Annotated in this window: 23 protein-coding genes, 1 tRNA gene and 1 riboswitch; of the genes, 18 read left to right on the top strand and 6 right to left on the bottom strand. The window is 41.8% G+C overall.

All coding sequences use genetic code 11. The features are described from left to right. Positions 1-16 precede the first annotated feature (16 nt). Positions 17-1,228 (bottom strand): CynX/NimT family MFS transporter, encoded by a 1,212-nt coding sequence (locus tag N6B01_RS09325; RefSeq protein WP_262078417.1) that lies wholly within the window; start codon positions 1,226-1,228, stop codon positions 17-19. Positions 1,229-1,749: 521 nt separating this feature from the next. On the opposite strand from N6B01_RS09325, the gene N6B01_RS09320 reads away from it, so the two are divergent. Continuing rightward, positions 1,750-3,102: a methylmalonyl-CoA mutase family protein gene (locus N6B01_RS09320; protein ID WP_262078416.1), complete on the top strand. Its 1,353-nt coding sequence runs from the start codon at positions 1,750-1,752 to the stop codon at positions 3,100-3,102. Between the two features lie 95 nt (positions 3,103-3,197). Here N6B01_RS09320 and N6B01_RS09315 read toward each other — a convergent pair whose 3' ends face one another. Together N6B01_RS09315 and N6B01_RS09310 are read right to left on the bottom strand one after the other, a co-directional pair. After that, positions 3,198-4,511, bottom strand: coding sequence for an alpha/beta hydrolase family protein (locus N6B01_RS09315; RefSeq protein ID WP_262078415.1), 1,314 nt, complete (start codon positions 4,509-4,511; stop codon positions 3,198-3,200). 43 nt (positions 4,512-4,554) lie between these two features. Continuing rightward, the gene (locus N6B01_RS09310) at positions 4,555-5,550 is read right to left on the bottom strand and encodes a LacI family DNA-binding transcriptional regulator (RefSeq protein ID WP_262078414.1); all 996 of its coding nucleotides are present in this window, start codon (positions 5,548-5,550) and stop codon (positions 4,555-4,557) included. Positions 5,551-5,765: 215 nt separating this feature from the next. Between N6B01_RS09310 and ptsP the strand changes: the two genes are divergently transcribed. From ptsP to N6B01_RS09295, 3 genes are all read left to right on the top strand, one after another. Then, on the top strand, positions 5,766-8,312 hold the full coding sequence (gene ptsP / locus N6B01_RS09305) for a phosphoenolpyruvate--protein phosphotransferase (RefSeq protein ID WP_262078413.1): 2,547 nt from the start codon (positions 5,766-5,768) through the stop codon (positions 8,310-8,312). Further along, positions 8,312-9,244, top strand: a complete 933-nt coding sequence (locus N6B01_RS09300) for a 1-phosphofructokinase family hexose kinase (protein WP_262078412.1) — start codon at positions 8,312-8,314, stop codon at positions 9,242-9,244. The genes ptsP and N6B01_RS09300 overlap by 1 nt, the downstream gene beginning before the upstream one ends. A gap of 127 nt (positions 9,245-9,371) precedes the next feature. Next, positions 9,372-11,144: a PTS fructose transporter subunit IIC gene (locus N6B01_RS09295; RefSeq protein WP_262078411.1), complete on the top strand. Its 1,773-nt coding sequence runs from the start codon at positions 9,372-9,374 to the stop codon at positions 11,142-11,144. A gap of 101 nt (positions 11,145-11,245) precedes the next feature. Here the strand turns inward: N6B01_RS09295 and N6B01_RS09290 are convergent, their stop codons facing one another. Then, positions 11,246-12,097 (bottom strand): LOG family protein, encoded by an 852-nt coding sequence (locus N6B01_RS09290; RefSeq protein ID WP_262080632.1) that lies wholly within the window; start codon positions 12,095-12,097, stop codon positions 11,246-11,248. Positions 12,098-12,239: 142 nt separating this feature from the next. Between N6B01_RS09290 and dapD the strand changes: the two genes are divergently transcribed. From dapD to N6B01_RS09275, 3 genes are all read left to right on the top strand, one after another. Beyond that, complete coding sequence (gene dapD / locus N6B01_RS09285; RefSeq protein ID WP_262078410.1) at positions 12,240-13,094, top strand: 2,3,4,5-tetrahydropyridine-2,6-dicarboxylate N-succinyltransferase; 855 nt, start codon at positions 12,240-12,242, stop codon at positions 13,092-13,094. A 327-nt stretch (positions 13,095-13,421) separates the two neighbouring features. Continuing rightward, positions 13,422-13,634: a DUF1266 domain-containing protein gene (locus N6B01_RS09280; protein WP_262078409.1), complete on the top strand. Its 213-nt coding sequence runs from the start codon at positions 13,422-13,424 to the stop codon at positions 13,632-13,634. Further along, a complete protein-coding gene (locus N6B01_RS09275) occupies positions 13,613-14,011 on the top strand; it encodes a DUF1266 domain-containing protein (protein ID WP_262078408.1) in 399 nt (132 codons plus the stop codon). The genes N6B01_RS09280 and N6B01_RS09275 overlap by 22 nt, the downstream gene beginning before the upstream one ends. 147 nt (positions 14,012-14,158) lie before the next feature. Here N6B01_RS09275 and N6B01_RS09270 read toward each other — a convergent pair. Beyond that, positions 14,159-14,249: transfer RNA gene (locus tag N6B01_RS09270), tRNA-Ser, on the bottom strand. A gap of 503 nt (positions 14,250-14,752) precedes the next feature. Here N6B01_RS09270 and N6B01_RS09265 point away from each other — a divergent pair. The 8 genes from N6B01_RS09265 to N6B01_RS09230 all read left to right on the top strand — a co-directional run bounded on the left by N6B01_RS09265 (position 14,753) and on the right by N6B01_RS09230 (position 21,540). Then, positions 14,753-16,063, top strand: a complete 1,311-nt coding sequence (locus tag N6B01_RS09265) for a porin (protein WP_262078407.1) — start codon at positions 14,753-14,755, stop codon at positions 16,061-16,063. A 318-nt stretch (positions 16,064-16,381) separates the two neighbouring features. Then, on the top strand, positions 16,382-17,500 hold the full coding sequence (locus N6B01_RS09260) for an aminotransferase class I/II-fold pyridoxal phosphate-dependent enzyme (protein ID WP_262078406.1): 1,119 nt from the start codon (positions 16,382-16,384) through the stop codon (positions 17,498-17,500). Next, on the top strand, positions 17,497-17,874 hold the full coding sequence (locus N6B01_RS09255) for a DUF423 domain-containing protein (protein WP_262078405.1): 378 nt from the start codon (positions 17,497-17,499) through the stop codon (positions 17,872-17,874). Before N6B01_RS09260 ends, N6B01_RS09255 begins: the two co-directional genes overlap by 4 nt. A gap of 46 nt (positions 17,875-17,920) precedes the next feature. Next, positions 17,921-18,042: riboswitch (TPP riboswitch) on the top strand. Positions 18,043-18,172: 130 nt separating this feature from the next. Then, positions 18,173-19,135: a glycine oxidase ThiO gene (gene thiO / locus N6B01_RS09250; protein ID WP_262078404.1), complete on the top strand. Its 963-nt coding sequence runs from the start codon at positions 18,173-18,175 to the stop codon at positions 19,133-19,135. An 87-nt stretch (positions 19,136-19,222) separates the two neighbouring features. Further along, on the top strand, positions 19,223-19,420 hold the full coding sequence (gene thiS, locus N6B01_RS09245) for a sulfur carrier protein ThiS (RefSeq protein ID WP_262078403.1): 198 nt from the start codon (positions 19,223-19,225) through the stop codon (positions 19,418-19,420). Position 19,421: 1 nt separating this feature from the next. Beyond that, a complete protein-coding gene (locus N6B01_RS09240; protein ID WP_262078402.1) occupies positions 19,422-20,195 on the top strand; it encodes a thiazole synthase in 774 nt (257 codons plus the stop codon). Continuing rightward, positions 20,192-20,800 (top strand): thiamine phosphate synthase, encoded by a 609-nt coding sequence (locus N6B01_RS09235; protein ID WP_262078401.1) that lies wholly within the window; start codon positions 20,192-20,194, stop codon positions 20,798-20,800. The genes N6B01_RS09240 and N6B01_RS09235 overlap by 4 nt, the downstream gene beginning before the upstream one ends. Continuing rightward, entirely contained in the window at positions 20,797-21,540 is a 744-nt protein-coding gene (locus N6B01_RS09230; protein WP_262078400.1) for a hydroxymethylpyrimidine/phosphomethylpyrimidine kinase, read from the top strand. The genes N6B01_RS09235 and N6B01_RS09230 overlap by 4 nt, the downstream gene beginning before the upstream one ends. Before the next feature lie 15 nt (positions 21,541-21,555). On the opposite strand, the gene N6B01_RS09225 is transcribed toward N6B01_RS09230, so the two are convergent. Next, entirely contained in the window at positions 21,556-21,963 is a 408-nt protein-coding gene (locus tag N6B01_RS09225) for a SpoIIAA family protein (RefSeq protein ID WP_262078399.1), read from the bottom strand. A 540-nt stretch (positions 21,964-22,503) separates the two neighbouring features. On the opposite strand from N6B01_RS09225, the gene N6B01_RS09220 reads away from it, so the two are divergent. The 3 genes from N6B01_RS09220 to N6B01_RS09210 all read left to right on the top strand — a co-directional run bounded on the left by N6B01_RS09220 (position 22,504) and on the right by N6B01_RS09210 (position 24,520). Next, the gene (locus N6B01_RS09220) at positions 22,504-22,746 is read left to right on the top strand and encodes a GlsB/YeaQ/YmgE family stress response membrane protein (RefSeq protein ID WP_182417482.1); all 243 of its coding nucleotides are present in this window, start codon (positions 22,504-22,506) and stop codon (positions 22,744-22,746) included. A 304-nt stretch (positions 22,747-23,050) separates the two neighbouring features. Then, the gene (locus N6B01_RS09215) at positions 23,051-23,782 is read left to right on the top strand and encodes a L,D-transpeptidase (RefSeq protein WP_182417481.1); all 732 of its coding nucleotides are present in this window, start codon (positions 23,051-23,053) and stop codon (positions 23,780-23,782) included. A 78-nt stretch (positions 23,783-23,860) separates the two neighbouring features. Then, positions 23,861-24,520, top strand: coding sequence for a GNAT family N-acetyltransferase (locus N6B01_RS09210; RefSeq protein ID WP_262078398.1), 660 nt, complete (start codon positions 23,861-23,863; stop codon positions 24,518-24,520).

Here is a 24,520-nt window from a genome sequence, read left to right as displayed (position 1 = left end):
TGTTTGGTGATTAGGCTTAATCAATCCGTTCTGCTTTTATCGGAATTGTTTTGGGGCGGCCTGCAAGATAGCCAGTAAATGCCGCACCAAGGCAAAGGGCAACAAATAGACCAGCTGTGGCATCAAAACCACCACTTGCTTCATGAATAATGCCGACAAGAAATGGACCAATGGCAGCAATGCAATAGCCAATGCCTTGCGCCATGCCAGAAAGGTGGGATGCAACTGGCGCATCGTGGGAGCGCAAAGCAATAATCACCATTGCAACTGCGATTAGGCCGCCTTGTCCAAGACCTTGTAAAACCACCCAAATCCAGATTGTTGAGATAGGTGCCAAAATAAAGCCAACAAGTCCAATGCCCGCAATAGATGTTAAAAAGACGCATATGCCGCTTTGGCTGCTTCGACGGCCAGCAATAAGTGGCATAATAAGACTTGCAACCACTTGAATAAGAATTGAAACCGAGGTGATAATTCCTGCCTGTTCAGGTTTAATACCCCGTTCGACTATTATTTGGGCAAGCCAACCAAAAACTGAATAGGCAAGGGCTGATTGTAATCCCATAAATAAAGTTACTTGCCAAGCAATTGGCTGCCTCAATAGACCTTTAACTTGGTAGCGACCTTGCGCGCCTTGTCCTGAATGGCTTTTTAATTGTGGTAGCCATAAAATAATGGCTAACAATACTGGGATCGCCCAAGCCGCGAGAGTGAGCTGCCATGAGCCATTTAAAATGTGTTTTAAAGGAACGGTAAAGCCAACAGCAATGGCAGCGCCGCCGCAAAGCGCCATGGAAAATAGTCCCGTCATTAACGGAATATGATGGGGGAAATCTCGTTTAACCAAAGACGGCATCAATACATTACCAAGAGCAATGGCAGCGCCAGCCAAAATGGAACCTATATAAAGCGTTGATAATGGTCCAAACCCGCGTAAAGCAGTTCCAATAGCCAGTACGATTAATGCTAAGAACATGGTGCGTTCTGCGCCAATTTTAGATGCACCCCACGGTGCTAGTGGGGCAAAAATGCCAAGGCAAACAACTGGCAATGTTGTTAATAACCCTGCCTGAAAGCCACTTATGCCGGTTGAATTGGAAATGTCGGGAGAAAGTAAAATCGAAAGGCTTGAAAAAACCGGTCTTAGATTTAAGGCAACAAGAATTAAGGACACCCCCAAATATATGCTCCACGCTTTGCTGCGTTGGGCATTTGAATAACCAGACATTTCATTCCTTTCAATATTTTCAACCGAGCATTTAGACGCGAATCAGATGCTTATTTGAAATTTCAGTTCTTTGTGAGATACCTTGGTTGGGTAAGCGGTTTAAAAAATCAAGCCATTGCGAGAAGTTTGCTCTGGTAAAACGTTCAATTTTTTATGAAGAGATCGTGAAAGCGTTATAAACTTGCTATCAATCATAAGCGCAATAGAACTAGAATAGATTTAATTTTAAAAAAAGTGCTAGCTTTTCATGGTTTAAGAACAGTTGGGTTAAGCACAATTTTTATTCAAATAAAATATGTGGTCCAAAGGTAGTAATTGTGCGCTGTTATGAAAGATTGGCCTTTGTAAAAATGCGTTAGTTTTTAGAAAGAAAAATCAATGTTTTTTGCCGGATTGGGTTATATTGGTAAAAAAAATGCGATCTTGAGCTTTTAGGTGTTTTCGTCGGTGCAGAAAAATGCTTTATGTTTATAAGACGTGATGCTTTAATGTGTGTAAATATAATGGAGACGCTGCAAGTTATGGATAACAAATTATCTGTTGAAAGCGTAAAAACTCAACAAAACGCTGGTGGTATGTCTAATCAACGTCAATTTGGTTGGTCGGCAATGCAACGGGCTGATGATCCTGACGTTAATCGTGCAAATAAACAGTTGAAGCAAGATATTGCCAATGGCGCCAATGGTGTTGCTATTGTTTTTGCTGGCGCCCATAACGCTTATGGATTTGGATTGCCGCCGGAGCCTGATACAATTGAAAAATTGTTTGACGGCGTTGCTCTTGATGGTTTGCATCTGCGGTTAGAAAACCATTCCCATGGTCGTTCGATTACGGATACATTTATTACCTATTTGCAAAAAAGCCGTATTGACCTCAATCGCACGCAAATTACTTTTGGCACTGACCCAACAGCAAGTCTTGCAACGACAGGTCGTCTTAAAATGTCTATTGCAGCATTAAAAGCGTCTTTACCCCAGTCTATGTCGGCTTTTTTCTCATCTGGGCTTCCAGGTGTCGTGCTTGAAGCGGATGGTCGTCCTTATCACAATGCAGGAGCAACTGAGGCGCAGGAAATTGGCGCAATGTTGTCGGTTGCGGTTAGTCACTTGAAGATGATTGAAGATGGTAGACATCATATCCTATATGCGCTGCCTCATATTGGTTTTGCAACATCCCTTGATCAAGATCCCGTTCTTGGCAAGGCAAAATTGCGCGCATTGAGACTTTTATGGCATAGAATTCAAAAGGGTCTTGGTGTCGAAAATCCATTTCCTGCCATCATTCATGTCGAAACATCAATGCGGATGATGAGCGCCCATGACCCATTATTGAATATTTCCCGCTGCAATCTTGCAAGCTATGCGGCTATTTCATCGGGTGTTGTGTCACTCAATGTCTTACCTTTTTCAATGCCACTTGGGCTTGCGGATTCATTTGCACGCCGGCAAGCCTTGTTAAGCCAGCTTATATTGGCCGAAGAAAATGCCGCAACATCTGCTTTCGATGCAAGTGAAAATAGCGAAAATAGCGCGCCTGCGGATATGCTTGTTGATGCTGCATGGGAAGAATATCAGCGCTTTGAACGTGCGGGCGGTATTTTAGAAACTTTGATTGATGGTAGTCTTGAATTGCGTTTTGAAGAAGCTCGTGATTTACGCACCACCGCATTCTTGAAAGGTGAACGCACTATTTTGGGCGTGACCAAAGCGCGGTTGCAAAATGAGTTGCCAGTTTGTGGTATTTATGATCAAAAGCCTAGCCAATTTGTTGCTGACGGCATTGTTCATTGCAAACCATTAACCTTTAAACGCCTTGAAACATGCTATGAGGAAGCGGCAGCAATAGCACCTGTTGGTGCTGCTCTGATTGTGTAGCAATCATCTGGTCTCAGCGATATTTTGAATAAACAGTTGTATGCGATACAATAAAGCGGTTTTAAATATTAAAACCGTTTTATCCGTTGTTTAATTTATGTTTTCTGCTGACTTAGCAGCCAGCGGCGTACACTAGGGATTGCATAAGCTATTGGCCACGTCCAGACATGACCGCCGCCGCGCCCACTTTCACCAACTGGAATGACCGTGCCTGCACGAAAGGCAACATAATATATGTTGCTATCTGGCCCTTCATTGATCATTTTTTCCTGTGCTGCTTGAAACTCAGATGGACTTGACTTGCCATCCCATATAGCACGGGTTATTTTAGCACCATTTTGTTCCAGTTTATCGGTGATCGCATTCATGCCAGGATATGCCTTATCATCATCTTGTGAGACGATAATCCAAATTTTATGCTTGGCTAATGGCGCAACCTGTGTGGGATCCCATTGACCGGCAACTAAAAATGAGGCTGCAAAGAAATCAGGATATTTAATATTCAACGCAATGGACGTCATGCAACCACCCGACTGGCCTGTTGTGTAAAGGCGTTTGCTATCAATGTTATAATCGCCTAATAGGCTTTTGATAAGACGAATGGTAACATCTGCGTAATCGCTAATTTGCGAAGCATCATTTGCAATGGCGGTTGGATATTGAGGGGCAAGGACAAAAGCGGGATTGACTTCTTGATCTAGCGGACTTGCAAAGGAAACGGCTCCCAATCCTTGTTGTAAGGTCCTAAGTGGATTGGTTCCAGTAACACCAGCATCATGCATAAATAAGACTAATGGATAAGACTTGGCTTTATCGTAATTTTTAGGAATATATAAATTATAATTGAGCAGTAGACCAGTTAAAGGATCGACATATCTAAATTGCAAAAAATCATCAACAATAAGGTTTACTTGTCTTGTATTGATAATGGCTTTGTTCGTTGGTGCGTAGATGTTTCCCGATACTGTTTGTAATGGTTTAACTTGTGAGACCATAACCGTTGCAGGCGTTTCAATTTTAGGCGAATATGTTTCTGCCCCCTCGTCATTTGGATCAAGCTCAAGGATAATAAAGACACCATTGCTCGCATTTGGCGTTTTTTTAGCGTTATTGCTTGCATAGGCTTTCAATATGGTGCGACCAGCAACACTCCATTGAGTATTTGATATATTTTCATGCTGGATTGCTTGGTCATATTCAATGATTGCCGCAGTTGTGCGTTGGCTGCGCCCAAATACTTCCGTAACAGCAGTGACAGATTTAATATGGTCGCTATAAAATACGGATGCATTGATTGCTTGAGCGCCGCTTGGTGTGGCGCTTGATTGAGCCTTTGAAATTTTGGGTAAGATAGTCATCGCACCAAGAATAGCCGGTGCAAGCGCAATAAAATTACGACGTGAAGGCATGATAAATCTCCATTTGGCGCTTATATGGGAACCTCATTAATCTTTAATAATTTTGAGTAGAGTTCCTAAAAATTGGCTGACCAGCTAATACTACCAATTCAGGATCTATTTCAGGTTTTTCCATGCGCTGAAATAATAGCCGTACCGCTTGTTGAGCAATAGCTTCTTTGGGTTGGTCGATAACGCTAAGTCCGCCAGCGATGAGAGCTGCCCATGGCTCATCATCAAATGTTGCAACGGATAATTGTTGTGGAATAGAAATTTTTGCTTGCAACAAGGCTGTGCAAACGCGCAAGGCTAAAACACCATTGCTGATAAACACGCCGTCAATATCAGTGAACTTTTCAAAAATAGCTGCAATCTGGGAAAGGGATGAGCCATGGGCAATGGCTTGGCTACTGGCAGCCAACCCCATCTCTTGAATCGCTATTTCATAGCCGTTTTTGCGGGCAAGACCAGTAATGCTATTTTCGCTATAAAGACAAAGAATTTTTTTTCTGCCATTTTTAACCATATGTCGAATCATTTCATGGCTTGCATTTTCATTGTCGATTTTTACTTGGTCAAATTTAGCATGTGGGAGGGTTCGGTCAATCAAGACTAAGGGAATAGAGGTTGGCCAATTATCAAGATTGCTAAGGCCTTCAGGTGTTGAAGCAAGGATAACACCTGCAACCCGTTCTTCAATCATTTGCGATAAATGTTCTTTTTCACGCTCAGTATTTTCATCCGTATTACATAAAATAATACGAAAGCCCTCTTTTTCTACTGCCTTTTCAATAAAGCGAGCAATATTGGTAAAAAAAGGGTTGCGAATATCGGCAACAATCAATCCTATTGTTTTGTTTTGCCGCGAGCGTAATCGCCGTGCCGCCAAATTAGGCCGATAGCCAGTTTTCAAAATGGCAGTTTCAACCTTTTCGCGCATATCATCACTGACCTTGCCATTGGCAAGGGTGCGCGAAACGGTTGCCGTTGAAACGCCAGCAGCTTTAGCTACATCTTTGATGCTAATTGTTTTAGAGCAAGATTTTACCACTGATATTCCATCATATTTTATATTCAAATTTCTAGTTAAAGCAGAAAGAACTTTAGTAGGATCGTCTATATAAGGCTATTCTAAGGATTTTGGAATAATATGTTTATTAATTTGCAATTTATTCGTTTTTTATTACCTGAAATATAATCGACTTGACATTAGGTAAGAAAACGTTTTCACTCAATGCACCTTAAATTTTAATTTAGGATTATGCAATGGCTTTAAACAGCACTTCCTCAAAAGAAAAACTCATTCAACTTGGTAGCGATGTCATTGACAAAAATTCGGCAATTGAAGCGGTCGGCAAATTATTGATTGATGCTGGCGCAGTGGATGAGGGATATGTCAACTCTATGTTGGGACGTGAAAACGTTGCTAATACCTGGCTAGGTTCCGGCGTTGCAATTCCTCATGGCATGGTTGAGGATAAGGATCTGGTTAAAGAGGACGCGGTTGCTGTTTTACAAGTTCCCAAGGGGGTTGATTGGGGAAATGGTGAGGTGGCCTATCTTATTTTTGGCATCGCGGCTAAAGGGGAAGGCCACCTCAATACATTACGCCAATTGACAAAATTGTTGCGAAAGCCGATCGTTTTAGAAAAGCTTATCAAAACCAATGATAAGCATGATGTTGTTGAGGCAGTTTTTAACGGTAATGATGGCGCACAAGATGAAGCTGCTGCAAATCTTGCCCCAGTTAAAGATTATGCCATTTGTGAAGAATGGTCGGTTGATTATCCAAACGGTCTTCATGCGCGGCCAGCATCAGTTTGGATTGATGCGGCACGAGCATCTAAAACAAAATTGCAGGCACGCAATGGCAATGTCATTTCAGATATTAAAAGCTTGGTGTCCTTACTTGAACTCAATGCCAAAGCTGGTGATATAGTTGTTTTTTCAGCAGCCGATGATGATGGAGCAGATAATGCACGCCAAGATTTGCAAACCTTTATCAAGGCGGTAAAAGGTTTAACTGCCTCAGAAAAGCAAGCCGCAGAAAAAGCAGCACTTAAAAAAGCTGAACAGGCAATGACCAACTGGGTGCCGCCATCAGGAAAAACTCCGATAATTGGTGTTAGCGCTAGTCCGGGCTTGGCAATAGGTGCGGTTTATAAAGTAAGTAGCCAAAATGTTGAGGTTGCAGATATTCCAGTAAGTATAGCGCAAGGCGGTCCAATCCTTCAACATGCAATTGAAACAACGCGCGCTCAAATGAAAGCGCTGGTTGATGATGTAACGAGGCGTTTGGGTGCCAATGATGCTGCAATTTTTTCAGCACAAAGTGAATTGCTTGATGATGAAAGCCTAATTGCTGCAACGTGCCGTCATATGGTTGAAGGGCATGGCGTTGCTTGGTCTTGGTCAAAGGCTATCCATGAAACGGCCGAACGCCTGAAGTCCTCTAGCAATCCATTGCTTGCCGCGCGTTCAGCTGATTTGTTAGATGTTGGTCGCCGTGTGCTTGGGCAAATCGATCCAGCTCTTGCCACCGGCTCATTAAGTGATCTTCCAGAAGGTGGCGTGATTATCATTGCTGATGATTTGTCGCCGTCAGACACTGCAGGGCTTGTCCCCGGCCGTGTCATTGCAATAGCAACAGCTTTAGGTGGTCCAACGTCTCACACTGCAATTCTTGCACGTACGCTTGGCTTGCCTGCTGTTGTTGCAGCTGGTCCCTCGCTGCTTGATGCACGAGATGGGCAATTTGCAATTATTGATGGCAATGGCGGCGGTGTTTGGTTCGATCCTGATAGTGTTGATCAAAATGCCGCAAAAGCTGAAATTGAAAAAATTGCAAAAGAGCAGGAAAAGCAAAAGGCCGAGCGGGGACTTCCAGCGACAACGCTTGATGATTATACAATTGATATTGCTGCTAATATTAATCAGCCTGAGCAAGTACCGCTTGCTCTTTCGCAAGGCGCCGAAGGCGTTGGACTTATGCGAACAGAATTTTTATTTTTAGAGCGCGGTGATACTCCTGATGAGGATGAGCAATATGCAACCTATCGGGCTATGCTTGATGCTTTAGGCGATAAGCCACTTATTGTCCGTGCGCTAGATATTGGCGGCGATAAACAGGTGGCGCATCTCGATTTACCCCATGAAGAAAATCCGTTTTTAGGCGTGCGCGGCGCACGTTTATTATTGCGACGGCCAGATCTTCTTTATCCGCAACTGCGAGCATTATATCGGGCAGCTAAAGATGGTGGCAATTTATCCATAATGTTTCCAATGATTATGTCGCTTGATGAAGTTTTGGCTTTAAAAGAACGGGCAGAAGAAATTCGTCAATCTATTGGCGCACCTAGTGTGCCTCTTGGGATTATGATTGAAGTTCCAGCTGCAGCTATTATGGCAGATGTTCTTGCCGAGCATGTAGATTTCTTTTCCATTGGAACAAATGATCTTACCCAATATACATTGGCGGTGGATCGGCAAAATCCTGATCTTGCAGCCTCGGCAGATAGTTTGCATCCATCGGTTTTACGCATGATTGATCTAACAGTTAAGGGCGCGAAAAAATATGATCGTTGGGTGGGAGTATGTGGCGGTATTGCAGGCGATGCTTATGGGGCAACATTGCTCGCAGGACTTGGCGTTACCGAACTTTCGATGACACCGCGTGATATTCCCGCGGTTAAAGCACGCTTTCGAACAGAAAGCCTAACACAAATGCGCCAACGCGCCCAAAATGCTCTTCAACTTAAAACCGCAAAAGAAGTGCGCGCATTAGATAAAAAAACTGTGCAGGATAATAAATAATGACCAGTTCCATAATGACCCTTACTTTAAATCCAGCAATCGATGAAACTGTCTATCTTGATGATCTGACAATTGGTAATGTTCATCGTGCAACTTCAGTGCGTTATGATGCAGGTGGCAAAGGTATTAATGTTGCTGCATGCCTTGGTGCTTATAGCATTCCCGTTGCTGCGACAGGATTTTTAGGCGATGAAAACCTTACCATTTTTGAAAATTTTTTCGCAGCACGTCATGTTGATGATCGGTTTATTCGGCTTAAAGGTGCAACACGCACAAATGTCAAAATTTTAACGCCAAATGAAACAACCGATATTAATTTACCAGGACTTGCTCCCGGTAAGCTCGAGTTAAATCAGCTTAATACAAAACTTCACGAAGAAAATACTGGTTATCTTGTGCTAGCCGGTAGTTTGCCGCCAAGTTGCCCGCAAGATATTTATGCAGACCTTGTCGCGGCACAGCATGCTCGTCATCATTTTAGTATTGTTGATTGTTCAGGCGCGGCTCTCAATGCTGTTTTGTCTGCTCCATATTTACCAATGGTTGTAAAGCCCAATATTGCTGAGTTGAGTGAATGGGCTGGATATAAATTAAGTAGCATGGATGAAATTCTGGCTGAAGGATTTAAATTACAGCAAAGTGGTGTTAGTTTGGTTGTGATATCCATGGGCAGTGAAGGTGCGTTATTTATTTCGCGCCATGGTGCAATTCACGCATCAATCAAAATAGAAAATATAGCAAGCACCGTAGGTGCAGGTGACGCTATGGTGGCGGGTATTGTTGCAAGTTTAGTCGACCATGCTGATTTAGAGGCAACTGCACGCCTTGCTACAGCTTTCGCAGCAGGCAAATTAATGCTTACTGGTGCTGATTTACCTGAACGCTCGGTGATTTCGCAGTTTTCTCGTGAGGTTACTTGTCGGATTTTGTAAAAGTGTGGGATTTAATATGAAGAAGCAAGAATATTGGTGCCGTGTTGCAATATTATTTGTATCTTTAATCTGACCACGCTCCGTCATAAAGAATATTAACTGCCGTTAAAATGGCGGGAGGGATAAGATGAAACTCTTTATAGTAATTGAAGAACAGGGCAATCAGGTCCTTGATGTCTTGGCGCGGGAAGCCTTATCTGCTGCCGCACTTGCAGCAAAATTGGAGGTCGAGATATCAATCAGTCCTAAAGGACAGGCTTTGCGTATCCCCGTTGCTCGTGACAAAGATGATATTTTGTTGGTTGTGAGCGATACCGCTGAACCGCTTGATAATAGTGACTATGCCGCACGTTTTAATGGTGGGGATGTTTATAATATTGAGCTTGATGATGTCTTAAATGATGCATCTGCAATATTAGCGCGGTTTGCTAATGGCAAAGGCGCTTCAAAAATAGAGAAGTCAGATAAAAAAGAGAGTGATGACGCAGGCAAAGACAATCTTGGTGGAATAAAAAATATTGTAGCCATCACGTCATGTCCAACTGGTATTGCCCATACTTTTATGGCAGCCGATGCTTTGCTTGATAGTGGTAAAGAACTTGGTATTAACATCCGAGTTGAAACACAAGGTTCTGTTGGTGCTGGTACTCCCTTAACGGCAGACGAAATTAAAGATGCTGATCTTGTTATTATTGCAGCTGATCGAGAGGTTGATCGTTCGCGCTTTGCTGGCAAACCTGTCTATGCAAGCGGTACAAAAGTAGCCATTAATAAAGGAACTGATTATATCAAGGAAGCAGCTAACAAAGCTAAGCTTCAATCCAATCAAGCTGCAGAAGAAGATAATACGCAACAAAATGCTAAAGGTGCAGGTGTTTATAAGCATTTGATGACAGGTGTTTCTTTCATGTTGCCTTTTGTGGTGGCAGGTGGGTTACTTATAGCATTCGCCTTTGCTATTGGCGGTATTGGTGTTGATAAAGAAAGTAGTGGTTTTGCGCATACAATTTTTATTATTGGTGCGCAAAAAGCCTTTGCTCTCATGGTTCCTATTCTTGCCGGCTATATAGCCTTTTCTATCGCTGATAGACCAGGTCTTGCACCTGGATTAATCGGCGGTCTTTTCGCTCAAGAAATTGGCGCGGGCTTTTTAGGAGGAATTATTGCAGGATTTTTAGCTGGCTATTTTGTATTGGCAATGATCAAATTTATTAAATTGCCGCTTAGTCTATCTGGATTAATGCCAGTTTTAATTATCCCGCCGATAGCAACCGCCTTTGTCGCCCTAATCATGATTTATGTAGCAGGTGATCCAGTTGCACAAATTAATCATGGGCTTGAAGCTTGGCTAAAAAGTTTAGGTGGAGCAAATGCTGCATTGGTAGGACTTATTATTGGTGCTATGATGGCGTTTGACTTTGGTGGTCCAGTTAATAAAGCGGCTTATGCGTCGTCGGTCGCTTTAATAGCTCAAGGGATTGGTGGGCCTATTGCTGCGGCAATGATTGCAGGTATGACACCGCCGATAGCATTAGCTTGTGCATCAATTATTTTTCCAAATCGCTTTACCGATGAAGAGCAAAATTCACGAGTTGCAACGTTTATTTTAGGGTTGGTCTTTATCAGTGAGGCCGCAATACCGACTGCTGCTCGCGATCCGTTTCGGGTTATACCATCCCTTATGTTAGGTTCTGCATTCGCTGGTGCACTTGCTTATGGCTTGGGTACAAGTTTGAGTGCCCCTCATGGCGGTATTCTACTTGTGCTTATTCCCAATGTAGTTACAAATTATTTTGGTTATTTTGCTGCTTTAATAGGTGGGAGCGCTGTATCTATTATGTGTCTCGGTTTGTTTATGAGACCCATTAAGAGTAGCGTAACAACCGCAGTCAATGTTTAATATTTTGCCTTGCAAACAAAAATTTAAAAATAAAGGCTTTGCTCGTTTTTCTAGCAAAGCCTTTTTAATATTATGATTTGAATTAGAATTCTTATCATTGTTTAAACAGGGCTTTTTAAATCATAAAAACTGCGGATTTTATCCCAGCCTTCTTGCGCGGTGTCAACATAGGTTAAGAGATTTAAATCATCCGGTGAAATCGTACCTTGTTCGGCTAAAAATTCAACATTGATGGATTTTTGCCAAAACTCTTTGCCAAATAAGATCACAGGCACGCGTTCCATTCGCCCAGTTTGAATAAGAGTTAGGGTTTCGAATAATTCGTCGAGAGTTCCAAAGCCGCCTGGAAAAATTGTCAAAGCCTTGGCACGAATCAAAAAATGCATTTTGCGAATGGCAAAATAATGGAAATTAAAACAAAGATCGGGCGTTACATAAGGATTTGGTGCTTGCTCATGAGGTAAAACAATATTTAGGCCAATACTTGGTGCACCTACATCATCTGCACCGCGGTTGCCCGCTTCCATCACACCCGGTCCGCCACCGGTCACAATGACAAATTCGCGGTGGTAAGTCGTGGCCGAATATTGCGAGCAAAGGCGGGCGAAATGCCGGGCTTCGTCATAATAGCGGGAGGCAAGTTCAAGATTTTTCCGCTGAATGTCGTTTTTAGCCGCCCATGCATCTTGGCCGGGTGCTGGAATACGCGCACCTCCAAAAAGCACAACCGTTGAGCGAATGCCGCGCTCACTTAAAGTGATTTCCGGCTTCATCATTTCAAGGCCTAAGCGCACGGATCGCATTTCGCGGCGCATTAAAAAGTCTTCATCCGTATAGGCAAGGCGATAAGCGGGTGATTGTGTTTGCGGTGTGATCGGAACTTTATGGATAACTGCGGCATCATCATTCGAATGGGGAAACGGGGTCCAACCTTCTTTTTCTTCAGGAAGCATTGCTTGTCTTTCATTCTTATTTTTAGGTTCAAGTAACATTTTATCGTATCAATACGTATTGCCCGTAGTTGCTGCCTATACGTTTTGCAAATAATATGCTTAATGGGTTTAAAGTTTTTTAACATCAGTAATGGAGATTTTTATGACGCAAGCAAATTATCATGCGTTGGAAGTACTTATTGAGCAAGCCTTTGATACACGCGATTCTATTTCAACCGATACAAAAGGTGAAGTGCGTGATAGCGTCGAGCATGTGCTTAGCCTTTTGGACAAGGGTGAGTTACGGGTGGCAGAACGCCGTGATAATGGCAAATGGCATGTTAATCAATGGGCTAAAAAGGCTGTTTTACTTTCTTTCCGGTTAAACCCTATGGCACTTATTAAAGGTGGCCCTGATGGTTCATCATGGTGGGATAAGGTGCCATCAAAATTTCATGGTTGGGGCGAAGAACAGTTTAAACAAGCAGCCTTCCGCGCTGTTCCTAATGCGATCGTGCGTCATTCTGCTTATATTGCACCTAATGTTATTTTAATGCCATCCTTTGTCAATCTTGGCGCTCATGTTGGTGAAGGTACCATGGTTGATACTTGGGCAACCGTTGGTTCATGCGCGCAAATTGGTAAAAATGTCCACCTTTCTGGCGGTGTTGGTATTGGCGGTGTATTGGAGCCATTGCAGGCAGGTCCAACAATTATTGAAGATAATTGCTTTATTGGCGCGCGCTCTGAAGTGGTTGAAGGCTGTATCATCCGCGAAGGTGCCGTTCTTGGTATGGGCGTTTATATCGGCAAATCCACTAAAATTGTTGATCGCGCAACAGGTGAAATTTTCTATGGTGAAGTGCCACCTTATTCGGTTGTTGTTTCGGGTAGCTTACCAGGTAAAGATCTTGGCGATGGTAAACCAGTGCCAAGCCTTTATTGTGCGGTCATTGTTAAACGTGTTGATGAAAAAACCCGTTCTAAAACATCAATCAACGATCTTTTACGTGATTAATCCTTAATTTTATAATTTCATTTGCCTTTTGCATTCGTAAAAAGGCGAACGATAGTCGTCGTAATATACTCCGTGAGTTTTAGGTTTAAAATGAACGGAGTATATTATCTGGTATTTAACATTTTGGTTTAGTTCCGTCTTTGAAGGCTAGAGAATATTATCGTCTTTTTTTAAAAAATATTCTTTTCACATGCTAGGCGAGATAAACCTCCTTTAACAAAGGACCAAATAACAACCATGGCGGTTAATGCGCCTTATAGTGAAGGTCGTGTTGAGGAGCGCCAGTAACTGGCCGCAATAGAATTAAAAAGAAGACTAAAAAGCGCTTTGAAATCAGCTTGGGGCATAGTTGATGGCGAAAGCTTTGAGGATATTTCTGGTTGGTTGTTACATGACGGTCATCGATATTATTTTGATATGGTAACTGAGCGCGCCATTGCGATGAATAAAAATCCTACCATAGAAAGAATGAACGAGGATGTGGAATATTTTTCAAAGCTCGAAAATAGTGAAGGCTTGTGGCATATTATGAAAAGCTAATTACACTTTTAGAAAGTGATCTTTTAAGACGGTTGCAGTTGCCGCCGGTTAAATCAATTATGGCATGGGATATGGCTCGCCTTTTTGGTATTACCCGCAATGCTTTAGCATTAGAATATGTGGATGAGGATAAAGCTTGGGAAAGTTGTAGTACAGCATTATCTATGACACGCTATCATTATAGCAATTGGAAAGAGTTTGCCGATGCTTTTTTATTTGGTCGGGCTTTTTGGTTTGATTTTGATGATGAAACTATGCCCGAAATCTATGGGGAATTGAAGAATATATCAAAAACTGCGATAATATGCTTCATGATCCCAATTCTGTTTGGTCTCGCTATCCCTTGCATTAGAAATAATGTGCAAGGCCAAATCTGAGATTGGCATTTTAATAGTCAGATTTAGCAGGATTTATCTTGAAAAATATCAACATGACAGCAAATAAATTGCCCAAAATGATTTTTAGCTAGAAAATTCATGTCATAAAATAAAGGGGAATGTTTTTTATTAAAATTGGAAAGTATCTGGCGGAGAGAATGGGATTCGAACCCATGAGAGCCTTTTGAGCCCTACTCCCTTAGCAGGGGAGCGCCTTCGACCACTCGGCCATCTCTCCGTGAGATGTGGTTGCAATAAACATTATTTTATATGAGTGCAAGCACTATTTAACAAAAATCACATTTTTTTTAATTTAAGTATATTTGACGCTAGTTTTATCTAGAATCATTTTAAATTTAATTGATCTATAATCAAGGCGTATTGGCTGCAGGCTTTCAAAAAGTCTTTATCAAATTCGAGTCGCTTACTGGGCAATTAGTCCTTATGAAAAGTGCTATCCCCAATAAGTTCGGCTAAATATTAATCCTTTCCTAACAAAATAAGAGCAAATTTCCGCTTTCATGACAATTTCGTGACTTTTTTGCAACAAGCTGACCTTTACTGTTTTAACAACCGTTCCAAATAGCAATTATTGGTTGTAACAAAAAATCTAGGCTGTATGTTCAAGCTAAGAAGAAGGAGCGCTTCGGGGCGACTTTTTCGGTTAAGGGGATCGGGAGCCTACTCTCACAATTTTTAAATTGCCCCGACCTATGTGAAACTTTGACTGGAGGTCATACTATGAACATTAAGAGCCTTCTTCTCGGCTCCGCTGCAGCACTTGTTGCAGTATCTGGTGCAAAAGCAGCTGACGCAGTTGTAGCCGTTGTTGCAGATCCAGAGCCAGTAGAATATGTACGCGTTTGCGACACTTATGGCGCAGGCTACTATTACATTCCTGGTACAGAAACTTGCATGCGTATTTCAGGTTATGTTCGCGCTGACATCAAGGGCGGTGACAACGTTTATGCTCGTCAACGCGGTGGTATCGATCGTGATACTTATGCATGGCGTACACGTGCAACTCTTCGTTTCCACACAGCTTCAGAAACTGAACTTGGTACACTTCGCACATTTGTTGAGCTTCGCTCACAATGGCAGGGTGGCGCTGAATATGCCAATGCAAAAGATCAAACACAACTTCGTTTCGCTTATATCGAACTTGGTGGTCTCCGCGTAGGTATGGATGAATCAATTTTCAATCATTGGACAGGTTACTTCGGTAAGGTTATCAATGATGACGTATTGAATCCACTTGCATATAGCCGTACTAACGTAATCAGCTATACTTTCAATGCAGGCAATGGCTTCTCAGCTATTTTGGGTGTTGAGCAAGGTAATTCTGATGGCGATAATTATGGCGAACGTTACCGTCGTCATTACAATACAGCTGGCGTAGCTGATTATGATATTTGGTATCGTGAGCGCGTGCTTGGTCAGCAGATTGATGATTACGCACCACACGTTGTAGGTGGCTTGAAATTCGCTCAGGGTTGGGGTTCTCTTTCAGCTGTTGCTGCATATGACGCACGCAACGAAGAGTGGGCAGGTAAAATCCGCGCCGATATCAATGTAACCGATCAGTTCTCATTGTGGGTAATGGGCGGCTACAAGTCAATGGATGACTATTACTACGATGACAATACTTATGGTCTCGTTGGTACTGGTTACCGCGCTTCTTTGAACAACGCTGGTATTGCTCAGCTTGATCATCTTGGTGTTTATCGTCAAGTTAACTCAATCTATGGTGATTGGGGTGGCGATTGGGCTGTTTGGGGCGGTGGTTCATACAAGTTCACCCCTGCAACTAGCTTCAACTTCCAGGTTGCTTATGAAGCAGCACGTACATTCTCTGCGACTGCAAATATTTCTCATCAGATCGTTCCAGGTTTAACAATTACTCCTGAAATTACATACATCAAGTGGGACAATAACTACGGTTATGCAACAATGTATGACATTAATAACAATGTAACTTCTCTCGGCGTTCGTGACAGCATGAAAGGCCAGAGTGCATTCCAAGGTATGGTTCGCCTTCAGCGTTCATTCTAATCCTAATTTAGGATTGGTTAGAATTAACCCGGTAGCTTCGCTGCCGGGTTTTTTCATGTCTATTGGTATTGGCTTGGTTTTATTGTTAGTTATTGCACTGGACTAATTGCACATACAATTTTGTTCGGTTGGTTAAGTTGGGTGCCTAGAACACTCGCAGTTTTGAAGGTTTTTGTTGTTTTGTCGATATGCTTCAAATAAACTTTCATTTATAAATATCTTTTGTTCTTGATCAACGAGACGTGAAGTCAATAATATTTTGAAAAATTGGTTTTCATGATATTGATCCAATATTCTTTTAAACGGGTTTTTACCAATATGTCTTATCCCAAAATATTGCCGCAGATTGATAATATTCCCCTTGCTGTGCCTTTTGTTGGGCCTGAAACACTAGAACGCCAGAGTGGTCATAATTTTTTGGCACGCATTGGCGCAAATGAAAATGGATTCGGGCCGGCTCCATCTGTTTTAAATGCCATTGCCAATGGGATTGCTGATATTTGGCATTATAGTGATCCTACTAATTATGAAATTCGGCAAAAATTAGCTAATTTCTATGATGTTGAACTTGAAAATATTGCAATTGATGCGGGTGCGGATACCCTGTTGGGACTTATTGTTCGTCAATTTGTCGGCAAGGGTGATAAAGTAATTAACTGTCTTGGTGGTTACCCAACTTTTAATTACCATGTGACTGCTTATGGCGGTTTAGTTATTAGTGTACCATACCGCGACTATCATTCTGACTTGCATGCGCTACTAGAGGCTGCCAAAGCAAATAACGCAAAAATAATCTATCTTGCTAATCCCGATAATCCTCTTGGCTCATGGCATGAGAGTTGTGAGTTAGAGCAGTTTATGGCAGCAATACCTGAAAACATTCTTTTAGTGCTTGATGAAGCATATGGGGAAACTGTGCCTCACGGTACGTTACCTCCTATGCTTCCATTACGGCCTAATGTTTTGCGGGTCCGAACTTTTTCAAAAGCTTATGGCCTCGCGGGAATGCGTTGCGGCTATGTCATCGGTGATAAACATTTATTGAGTGGTTTTGACAAAATCCGTGATCATTTTTCATTATCTATTTTAACCCAAAAAGCCGCTGTTGCTGCATTAGAAGATCAAGTCTATTTACATAGCGCTATAAGTAATATCATTGCTTCACGTCGCCGTTTGCATGCTATTGCTTTGGAGGTTGGCTTTATTCCTTTGGCTTCAGCGACTAATTTCGTTACAATGGATTGCCAAAGGGGAAATGTGTTTGCGAATAATCTTTTGATTGAGTTGCAAAATCGTGGCGTGTTTATTCGCAAGCCTGCAGTGCCTGGGCTTGATCATTTGATTAGAGTAAGTACGGCTCCCGATCATATTATCGATATTTTCGTAGAGGCTTTAAGGCCAGCAATAAAAGCTTGTGAAAAAGGTGAATGCCTATGATGGTACGTATCTCAAACCGGATATTTTGTTTTGCCGGTGGTGTTTTTGGGGCAGCTGGTATGGCTTCTTACGCGGCGGCCTCCCATGTTTCGCAAAGCAATTATGGGACTGTCGCGCCTATTTTGCTTGGTCACGGTATTTTATTAGTGGCTTTGGCTTTAGCTGATAAAAGATCAATGTTTACGCGTCTTAGTGGCGCACTTATTGTGCTTGGTGTCACGCTTTTTGTGGGGGATTTATTATTTCGTCAAACATGGGGTATTCGTTTGTTTTCCTATGCAGCGCCTATTGGCGGTATGACGATGATTTTTGGTTGGTTGTTTTTTTGCCTTATGGCATTCTTGCCTGGTCCAGCAAAAGAAAGCTCAACATAAAACTTGTTTTATGTTGGGTTAATTGATATATCTTTTAAATATTGAATAATTTCACCTGGGGAGCTCTGTCAAGGAGCTGAGATATTGCTGGTTTATTTAAAGCGGCGCAATGACCCATAGAACCTGATCCAGATTATGCTGGCGGAGGGATGGTAGAATGAGCAGTAGCTCCTTTAAACTTTGTGTTTCCAATTCTATTTTTCTATCTTTCGTTTTGTCATCAAAACACTGGCTCTGTGTTTTGTGCGTTGGGTGTTTATATCAGCATAAAGCGGTTTAGAAATAGAAAGGAACCAGTATGAAAGTGCTTATTAAAGGTGCTGGCGTTGGCGGATTGGTTGCAGCTTATCAACTCTTCTTAAAAGGCGCTGATATCACAGTTTCTGCGCCTCTTGATAGTTTCTCCCATTCGGCAAGTTGGTATGCCGGCGGCATGTTGGCACCTTATTGCGAGCGCGAAAGTGCGGAGCAAATAGTTGAGGATTTAGGGCGGCAAGCAATGGGTTGGTGGGCTGAAAGCCTTCCTGATTTAGTGCAACATAATGGTACACTTGTCTTGGCACCACAACGCGATCAAGGCGAACTTAATCGTTTTGCACAGCGCACCACCCGTCATGTTTTGGTTGATGAAGCTATGATCGCTGAGCTTGAACCAGATCTTGCAGGACGGTTTAAAAAAGCTTTATTTTTTGCTGAAGAAGCAGACATAGACCCACGTAAAGCGTTGCAAGGTTTGCAAGATAAACTAATTCAAGGAGGGGCTTCCTTTATTGCTCCTTTGCAAAATGAAGAAGAAACTGAGGATTATGATGTCATTATCGATGCAACTGGCATTGCGCGCTTAGGTGTCGATAAGGATTTACGCGGTGTTCGTGGTGAGATGCTTTTAGTGCGCTGCCCAGATGTCCATATAACAAGACCCGTTAGACTATTACATCCGCGCATTCCGCTGTATATTGTACCACGTAGTGACCATACTTTCATGATTGGTGCAACAATGATTGAAAGCGATTATGATGGTCCAATCAGCGCTCGCTCAATGATGGAGCTTTTGAATGCTGCCTACACATTGCATCCTGCCTTTGCAGAAGCGGAAATAATTGAAACCGGAGTTGGCGTGCGGCCAGCCTATGCCGATAATTTTCCACGAATGACACAAGAGGGTAATCGCCATTTTTATATAAATGGCTTTTATCGTCACGGATTTTTATTATCACCTGAAATGGCGCGCCGCGTTACCGATAAGCTTTGCCCTGATTGATTATTTTATATTTAAAGTCCTCTATAGGGCTTGGTAGACATTTATCACAAATATTTTAACGCGTCGCTGATTTAATTGGAGTAGTTCATGCAAGTTTTTATCAATGGCAATAGAGTTGAAACAAAAGTGCAATATCTAGCAGAGCTTTTGAATGAACAAGGTTTCGAGGGCGAGTGGTTAGCGACTGCCCAAAATAGTGAGTTTGTAAGCGCAAATGAACGTGCTTTATGTCTCATTAACGAAAACGACCGTATTGAAGTCTTAAGTCCTATGCAGGGAGGTTGATATGTTAACGCTTTATGGAGAAGATGTAACGTCGCATTTGCTTTTGGGTAGCGCACAATATCCATCACCTACTATCTTGGCTGAAGCAGTGCGCCAGTCACAAACAGATATTGTCACTGTTTCGCTTCGCCGAGAAACAGCTGGTGGTAGTCAAGGCGGTCAGTTTTGGCAGTTAATTCGCGATCTTGGTGTTAAGGTTTTACCAAATACTGCGGGTTGTTATTCGGTAAAAGAGGCTGTAACTACAGCAAAAATGGCACGAGATTTGTTTAAAACAGATTGGGTGAAGCTTGAAGTTATCGGCAATCAAGACACTTTGCAGCCTAATGTTTTCGCTCTTGTAGAAGCAGCACAAATTTTAAGTGATGATGGTTTTAAGGTCTTTCCTTATACAACCGATGATCTCATTGTTGGTGAAAAGCTGCTTGAAGCTGGCTGTAAGGTGCTTATGCCTTGGTGCGCACCCATTGGTTCGGCAAAAGGACCGCGCGATTGTGATGGTTTACGCGCTATGCGGGCACATTTTAATGATGTTCCGTTGATTGTTGATGCAGGCATTGGCAGGCCATCTCATGCGGCCATTGTTATGGAACTTGGCTTTGATGCGGTATTGCTCAATACGGCTGTCGCTAAAGCCGGTGATCCAGTTAAAATGGCTTATGCGTTTAAGCTTGCTATTGAAGCTGGAAAACAAGCCTTTGAAGCACAATTTTTAGAGCCGCGTGATTTCGCAGCCCCCTCAACACCAGTTATCGGACAGGCGGTATTTTCATGAGATTAGATCCTTTTTATCCCATTTTTGACAGTGCCGATTGGTTAGAGCGCGTTGTTCCGCTTGGTATTAAAGTGGTTCAATTGCGCATGAAAAATCAACCCGATGATGTTATTCGCCGACATATTCAAAGGTCAAAGGTGATTTGCCAAAAGCATGATTGCCAACTTATTATTAATGATTATTGGCAATTAGCAATTGAAGAACAATGCGATTTTGTGCATTTAGGGCAAGAAGATTTAAGCGTTGCTAATGTCGATGCTATTCGCAGCCATGGTTTAAAATTAGGTTTATCGACCCATGATGAGGATGAACTTGCCACTGCACTTGCGCAAAAGCCCGATTATATTGCTTTGGGGCCAATTTATCCAACTATATTGAAAAAAATGAAATGGGCACCGCAAGGTCTTGAAAAATTGGGTAAATGGCGGCAAATAATAGGTCAATTGCCACTTGTTGCTATTGGTGGTTTAAATGTTGATCGGCTTAGTGGTGTTTTTGCAGCAGGCTGTGACAGTGCAGCAGTGGTAACTGATATCACTTTAAACCCTTCACCTGAAACGCGGGTACAGGAGTGGTTAAGCCATACAGCCAAGTGGCGTGCATGACTTTGCCTAATGTACTTATTATCGCTGGTAGCGATTCATCGGGCGGTGCAGGGGTTGTTCGTGATATAGAGACAGCAAACCATTTATTGTGTAAATCATCGGTGGCAATAACCGCAGTTACAGCTCAAACCAATCAAGGTGTTATTGCTTTTGAACCAATGCAATCTTTACTATTGGAGCAGCAGATTGAAGCTGCAAAGATTGCGAATCCAATAGCTGCAGTAAAAATTGGCATGGTAGCGACAGTTGAAAACAGTGTTGTTTTACAAAATCAGCTTGCTTGTATAGCTAAAACGCCAATTATTTTTGACCCTGTTTTGGTTGCAAGCTCTGGTGGCCCCTTAAGCAGAGAAAACCTTGTTGAGGCGATAACCGCAAGGCTTTTGCCTTACATCGATATTTTAACTCCAAATATAAGTGAACTCGCAACTTTGTTAGGTGACAAGCCGGCACCAAGTGATGACTATGCTATTAAGCAAGCAAAACAACTTTTGCATAAAGGCGTTAAAGCAATTTTAGTAAAGGGTGGCCACCTTGATGGTTTGGAAGCAAGAGATTACCTTGTTACAAACGAAGATGTTATCACGTTTTCACAACCACGTTTAGCGGTGCTAAGGCGTGGTACCGGCTGCACTTTGTCAACAGCTATTGCCTGTTATATGGCATCAGGAGACAGTCTTTCGCAAGCAATTGGCAGTGCGAAAGATTTTCTTTATGCACAATTGCTTGCATTGGTTTAAGGTGGATTTTACATTTTATTCTTCATTCTCTACCGGTTTGCTTTTAACAAAATCCCATGCAGCGTTAACATCATCTGCCGCAAACCAACGAAAATTGGGAGCCAAAAATGGACTTAAAAATTTGGTTGTAAAAGACATATAGCTTGGTCCACCAACTACAGCGTATCGATCGATTTTATCATGCAATTCCTTGTTCATGGAAAGTGCATCGGGTTTAAATAAAGCCGACCATTCAACCTCATCAGTTCCATAAAAAATAACGATTATATTGAATTTTTCATGCAATGTCGCTTTAGCTTCCATGAGGCCATAGAGATTTTCAATATCAGCATCGTTAAGTGAACCTTTGATAGCAAGTGCTAAGGTTATAGGATTATCTGTTTTGATTTTTCTGATTGGGGAAGGGGTAAGGTCGACTACCATTGCACTATCCTTTTAAATGAAATTTAAGGCATTCTTATAATTTAAGGCATTTTTACAATAATGTGTAAAGTGAATTTTATGTTTAAAGTATATATAATCAAATGCCGGCAATTCCTTATTAATGTAATTGATGAACCGTTTGGGTTCTTGTTATGTTTAGAAATAAGCTAATTTTGTTATAACAAAAATTTAAAAAGCCATTTAACATTGATACGTTTGAAAGTGCTATTTTATCCTTCTAGTATTTGTATCTGAATTAAATTCGTATTAATATTGCTAGGTGTTTATTGTTTATTTTAACTGATGGTGATGCTATCTTATAATAACATTATTAGGTTGGTAGTTTACAAAAATTTACACGAAATGCTTTGAAAATTATTTTAAAAATTTGTTTTTCATGTTTTGAATCTTATATAATAATTATTGGAGGAACTTTTTTGAGTTCTCGCCATTTATAATAAGAGAGATTTGTTTTCAAAGTTTCTGACTGCAATATTACAAAGAATTTTTTTAATCGTCATTCATAAAGGAGATGAACTCATGGGCTTAGGTTTTTTTGCAAGCATAATTGTTGGTGGTCTTGCGGGCTGGTTCGCGCAAATGTTCATGAATAGTGGCGGCGGTATTATTCTCAATATCATTTTAGGTATAGTCGGTGCCGCACTTGCAAGCCTTGTACTTGGTTGGTTTGGTGTTAGCTTTTATGGCTGGCTTGGCTATCTTATCGCTGGTTTTGTTGGTGCATGTGTCCTTATTGCTTTTGGTCGGGCAATCAGGGGATAAATACCGCTACTTTGCTGTTTTTTAAAGGCGCTGTAAATCTAGGTGATTTACAGCGCCTTTTTGTATTTTTTTTGAAAACTACAAAAATGATGATGCCACATTGATGTGTTTGGCTTATGTTTTAATATTGTTATTTCTATCTTTACAATATTGCGCTTTGTAAATGAGTTTTTGGGGTTAACGTTTTTTCAATATTGCTAGCGTTAAATAAGGTCTTAAGTTTTGGGAGAAAATACATTGGTAGGATGGGTTGTCTTGTCATTTTATTTTTCTCAAATAGGTTTTATTACTTGAAGGTTGTATCATGACCAATGAACGTTCGTTACAAAATCGACGACTAATGTTAAAAGGCACCGGTCTTTTTATGATGAGTGGTCTTGCTGGATGTACAATGGACCGCTTTTTGCCCGCCATTGATACAACTACGACGAGTGCAATCATTGGCCCTAATGGTGGCAATGCCATGAGGCCACCAATTAGCGTTGATGCTAGGGTAACATCTTCTGATACTATGTATGCAGCCGTTAACGAACGTGGTTTCCAGTTGCAAGCCATCCCTTATGACCAAATACCTCGCCAATACCGTCGCCAAATTGTCCCTAATACAACGGGTGAGGGACCCGGGACGATTGTTGTTGATGCAAAAAACTATTTTCTTTATTTTACTCAAAATGGCGGTGATGCTATCCGTTATGGCGTTGGTGTTGGGCGTGCTGGCTTTAGTTGGTCAGGGCGTGCTAAAGTACAATATAAGCGCGAATGGCCTGTTTGGACACCACCTGCCGAAATGATAAAACGCCAACCGGAGCTTGTGCAATATAGAAATGGTATGCAGCCGGGGCCAACTAACCCATTGGGAGCGCGCGCATTATATATTTACCAAAATGGCAACGATACTGGCTATCGTATTCATGGTTCGCCAGAATGGTGGTCTATTGGTAAATCTATGTCATCAGGTTGTATTCGCTTAATTAATCAAGATATTATTGATCTTTATGCTCGTGTTCCTGTTGGTACGCCTATTTTGGTGCGCTAAATCTTAATATCGATTTAAATAGATCAATATATCAACGGAAAATAGCTTTTTTACTATTGGCTGCTAAGCGGGGGTGTGATGGTTGAAAAATTGGCGTGGAATGGCTGTACAGCTCCTGAGCAAAAGATAATCGAAGGGCAATATGTCCGCTTGGTCCCGCTTTCAATAGCTGCGCACTTGAGTGATTTATTTGCGGCTTCAAAAAATGGGTTGGCTGAAGAGCGTTTCTTATATTTAGCAGAACTTCCACCTATTGATATTGAAGAATTTAAGTGCTGGATGGCAAATGCCATAAATAATGTTAATCTCCAATTTTTTGCGGTGATTGATAAAAGAACCAATCGTGCAGAAGGGCGCTTTGCCCTTATGCGCATGGATTTGGATAATGGCATTATTGAAATCGGCCATATCCTTTGGGGCGATGCTATAAAACGCAGCCGCATAGCTACCGAGGCATTTTTTCTAGTTGCTGATTATGTTTTTGCATTAAATTTTAGACGTTTAGAATGGAAGTGTAACAATAATAACGAGCCTTCTAAAAAGGCAGCCCTCCGCTTTGGTTTTCAATATGAAGGCTTGTTTCGCCAACATATGGTCGTTAAGGGACAAAATCGCGATACCGCTTGGTTTTCCATTATAGATCGGGATTGGTCTGATTTGCGACAAAAATATTTAAAATGGCTCATGGCAGAAAACTTTAACGAAAATGCTGAGCAAAAGCGCCCCCTTAATATATAA

The sequence above is a fragment of the Bartonella sp. HY406 genome (genome assembly GCF_025449315.1).
Lineage (GTDB): Bacteria > Pseudomonadota > Alphaproteobacteria > Rhizobiales > Rhizobiaceae > HY038.
This window is presented reverse-complemented; position numbering and strand designations above follow the sequence as displayed.